The sequence below is a fragment of the Streptomyces graminilatus genome (assembly GCF_001418565.1).
Classification (GTDB): domain Bacteria; phylum Actinomycetota; class Actinomycetes; order Streptomycetales; family Streptomycetaceae; genus Streptomyces; species Streptomyces graminilatus.
Genome location: NZ_LIQQ01000765.1, coordinates 1 through 3,917, shown reverse-complemented (window position 1 = coordinate 3,917; position 3,917 = coordinate 1). Strand labels below are relative to the sequence as shown.

Sequence of the window (3,917 nt, the reverse complement as noted above, 5' to 3'; positions counted from 1 at the left end):
TCCCCACCCCCCGAAGTGGACCCCAACAGCCCCGGCCTGAAACTCGCCGACGGCGCCACCCTCGCCCCGGCCAAAGTGGTCGACATCAAGTCGGTCGTCGAGGACATGGGCGGCGAGGAACGCCGGGTGGACACCAACGAGACGGTGACGTTCGCGCTCCAGGCCGAAGTCCTGTTCCCGAAGGACAGTTCGAAGCTGAACCCGGAGGCCCGCTCCCGCATCCGGGCGATCGCCGACGAGATCAAGGCCCAGAAGGCCACGAACGTCAGGGTCTTCGGCTTCACCGACAACCTCGGCTCGTACGCCCACGGCTTGACCCTCTCCAAGAACCGCGCGGAGCAGGTCCACGACGTACTGGCCGCCAGCCTCGGCGGAGACGTCACCTTCCAGGTGCGGGGCTACAGCGAGGACTACCCGATCGCCGACAACACCTCGGAACAGGGCCGCCGCAAGAACCGCCGCGTGGAGGTGACGTTCCAGAAGGGCGAGTGAGAACCCCGTCGAGTACCGCCCGATGAGTACCGTGGACACCAATTGGCACCCAATGGTCGATGAGGTGTGTTCCATGCGGAAAGTCGTATTGATGATGTCCATCTCCCTCGACGGATACTTCGAGGGACCAGACCGCGAGCTCGACTGGAGCATGGTCGACGAAGAGCTGCACCAGTACTTCAACCAGCAGGTCAGAAGCATGGGCGCGCTGCTCTCCGGGCGGATCACCCACCAGCTCATGGCCGACTTCTGGCCCACCGCCGACTCCGACCCCGGCCCCGGCCCCGACATGACCGAAGCCATGGTCGAGTTCGCCGGTATCTGGCGGGACATTCCGAAGTACGTGTTCTCCCGGACCCTGGAGCACGCCGACTGGAACACCACCATCGTGCGGGAGGTCGTCCCGGAGGACATCCGGGCGATGAAGGAGCAGCCCGGCGGGGATCTCGCGGTCAGCGGTGCCGAACTCGTCGCCGAGTTCATGCGGCACGACCTCGTCGACGAGTTCCATCTGTGCGTCCATCCCGTGCTGCTCGGACGCGGCAGGCCGCTCTTCCACGAGTCCGATCACCTCACCCGGCTCCGGCTCACCGAGACACGCACCTTCGGCAACGGCGTCGTACTCCTGCGGCACGAGCGTGTCAGTAGCAAAATCCAGTAACGGTGGTGTTGTGCCGCGCGGAAACGCCCGATAAAAAGGCCCCATGACCACCACCCTCGGCGTCGTGTTCCGTCCCCAGCTCCCGCCCGAGCGGCTGCGTGCCCTCGCCCGGCTCGCCGACGACACCGGGATCGAGGAGCTGTGGCTCTGGGAGGACTGTTTCCGGGAGGGCGGTATCTCCGCCGCCGCGGCCGCCCTCGCCTGGACCGAGCGCGTCCGGGTCGGCGTCGGCCTGCTGCCCGTACCGCTGCGGAACGTCGCCATCACCGCGATGGAGGCCGCCACCCTGCACCGGCTCTTTCCCGGGCGGGCCGTGTTCGGCCTCGGGCACGGTGTGCAGGACTGGATGGGGCAGGTCGGGGCGCGGGTCGCGTCGCCGCTCACCCTGCTGCGGGAGCATCTGCTCGCGCTGCGCGCACTGCTCGACGGCGAACGGCTCACCATCGACGGACGGTACGTGAAACTGCGCGACGTCGGTCTCGACTGGCCGCCCGAGCCGGGGCTGCCCCTGTTCGCCGGGGCCACCGGGCCCCGTTCGCTGCGGCTGGCCGGTGAGGTGGCCGACGGGACCGTCCTCCATGCCGGTACCGCGCCCGACGGGGTGCGGCAGGCCCGGAAGCTGATCGAGGAGGGACGAGTGGCCGCCGGCCGGACGGACTCGGACGGGCGGCCCCACCGAGTCGTCGTCTATCTGCGCGCCGCCACCGGCCCGCACGCCGACGACAGACTCCGCGCCGAACTGGCCACCGAAGGCCTCGCCGCCGTCCCCGGTCTCGGCGTCGCCGGAGACGCCGACACGGTCGCCCGAGCCGTGGAACGCCTCGTCGAGGCCGGCGCCGACACCGTCGTCCTCCAGCCGACCGGCGACGAGCCCGACCCCGAGGGCTTCGTACGGTTCATCGCGGAGGACGTCCGCCCACTCGTCCCCTGAACCGGCACCCCGGCACCCCGGCACCCCGGCACCGTGTACCTGTCCGGGCCACGGCTACGACGGTTCGTACTCCCCGGTCGCCCCGTCGATCAGCTCCCGCACGATGTCCATGTGCCCCGCGTGCCGCGCCGTCTCCGCCGTCATACGGACGAGGACCCAGCGCAGCGAGCACTCGTCGTCGCGCCAGGCCGGCCTGCCCAGGGTGTCCAGGGGGAGTTCCGTCAGGACGCGGTCGGCGGCGGCGCGGGCGCGGGCGTAGAAGTCGGTGATCCGGGCCGTGGTCTCGTCGGGGCCCGCGGTCATGTCCTCGTCGGTGTACGGGTCGAACCAGAGCGGCTCCACCTCTCGGCCGAACGTCTCCACGAACCAGCCGTACTCGACCGACGCCAGATGCTTCACCAGCCCCAGCAGACTCGTCCCCGACGGTGTCATCGGCCTGCGGACCTGCTCCTCGCTCAGGCCCTTCAGCTTCCACAGCACCGCGTCCCGCTCCTGGTCGAGCTTCGCGCGCAGCGTCGTCGTCTCGTCATCGGCGTACAGCATGTCCCGGACCACCCCTACTTCCGTCCCGCTTCCGATCCGCTTCCGTCGTGCGCCGGAAATTATCAGCGGCCACTGACAACGGCCTGCGAACATCACCCTCATGCCCGCGCCCGGCCAGGAACCCGCAGCCGACCCCGTCTCCACCCCCGCCACCTTCGAGGAACTTCTCGCCGAGGGTGCCGCCGTCCCCACCGACGGCTGGGACTTCTCCTGGTTCGACGGCCGGGCCACCGAGGCGCGACCCTCCTGGGGGTACGCCCGCGCCATGGGGGAGCGGCTGGCCCGCGCGTCAGCCGCCCTCGACGTGCACACCGGGGGCGGCGAGGTGCTCAACACCGCCCCGAAGCTGCCCCCGCTCACCGTCGCCACCGAGGGCTGGCCGCCGAACGTAGCCAAGGCCACCGCCCTGCTCCACCCGCGAGGCGTGGCGGTCGTCGCCGTACCGGACGACGCGCCGTTGCCCTTCGCCGCCGAGGCCTTCGACCTGGTCGTCAGCCGGCACCCCGTCTCCCCGCCCTGGACCGAGATCGCCCGCGTCCTGCGACCCGGCGGCACGTACTTCGCCCAGCACGTCGGGCCCGCCAGCGCGTACGAACTCGTCGAGCACTTCCTCGGGCCTCAGCCGGCCGGGCAGCGCACGGCCCGCCACCCCGACCGTGAGCGGGCCGACGCGGAGGCCGCCGGGCTGGAGATCGTCGAACTGCGCGCAGAGCGGCTGCGGATGGAGTTCTACGACATCGCCGCCGTCACGCACTTCCTGCGCAAGGTGATCTGGATGGTGCCCGGGTTCACCGTCGACGCCTACCGTCCCCAACTCCGGTCCCTGCACGAGCGGATCGAGGCCGAGGGGCTGTTCGTGGCGCACAGCAGCCGCCATCTCTTCGAGGCCCGCAAGCCGACCGGCTGACCGGCTGACCGGCTGACCGGCTGACCGGCCGATCAGCCGATCAGCCGGCCGCCGAATAATTCGGGTGAATCGTGGCATCTACTATCTTATCGGTCGCAAACATTCGGATATCGCTCCGGCCCGTCCGCATATTGGCGAAATCTCGGCGGCGAGAGCGTTGCCGCACTCGTCACGCACGAGACATGTGTGCATATGACCGAAAAGGTTTCACGAGGTTTCCACATCGTTATCGCCGTCGTTCACGACCGCGGCCGGACGTCCCGTAAATTTAGGTAAAGGTAATTCGCGTGAGCAAAGCGGCGCGGAGGGTACCGCGCAGAGGAGGGGCCTGCGCGGTGCCCCGCCTCCCCGCCCGGCGCACGCGCTCGCTCTTATACACACCT

The 3,917-nt window shown here is 69.7% G+C and carries 5 protein-coding genes; 4 read left to right on the top strand and 1 reads right to left on the bottom strand.

Annotated elements, in window-relative coordinates:
• From AOK08_RS41280 to AOK08_RS41270, 3 genes are all read left to right on the top strand, one after another.
• A partial coding sequence (locus AOK08_RS41280; RefSeq protein WP_055535637.1) for an OmpA family protein occupies window positions 1-492 on the top strand: 492 nt, incomplete at its 5' end.
• A 73-nt stretch (window positions 493-565) separates the two neighbouring features.
• On the top strand, window positions 566-1,153 hold the full coding sequence (locus AOK08_RS41275; protein ID WP_055535635.1) for a dihydrofolate reductase family protein: 588 nt from the start codon (window positions 566-568) through the stop codon (window positions 1,151-1,153).
• 43 nt (window positions 1,154-1,196) lie between these two features.
• Complete coding sequence (locus AOK08_RS41270; RefSeq protein ID WP_055535631.1) at window positions 1,197-2,084, top strand: LLM class flavin-dependent oxidoreductase; 888 nt, start codon at window positions 1,197-1,199, stop codon at window positions 2,082-2,084.
• Between the two features lie 54 nt (window positions 2,085-2,138).
• On the opposite strand, the gene AOK08_RS41265 is transcribed toward AOK08_RS41270, so the two are convergent.
• A complete protein-coding gene (locus AOK08_RS41265; protein WP_055535633.1) occupies window positions 2,139-2,627 on the bottom strand; it encodes a DinB family protein in 489 nt (162 codons plus the stop codon).
• A gap of 100 nt (window positions 2,628-2,727) precedes the next feature.
• On the opposite strand from AOK08_RS41265, the gene AOK08_RS41260 reads away from it, so the two are divergent.
• Window positions 2,728-3,534, top strand: coding sequence for a class I SAM-dependent methyltransferase (locus AOK08_RS41260; protein WP_055535629.1), 807 nt, complete (start codon window positions 2,728-2,730; stop codon window positions 3,532-3,534).
• Window positions 3,535-3,917: the final 383 nt, after the last annotated feature.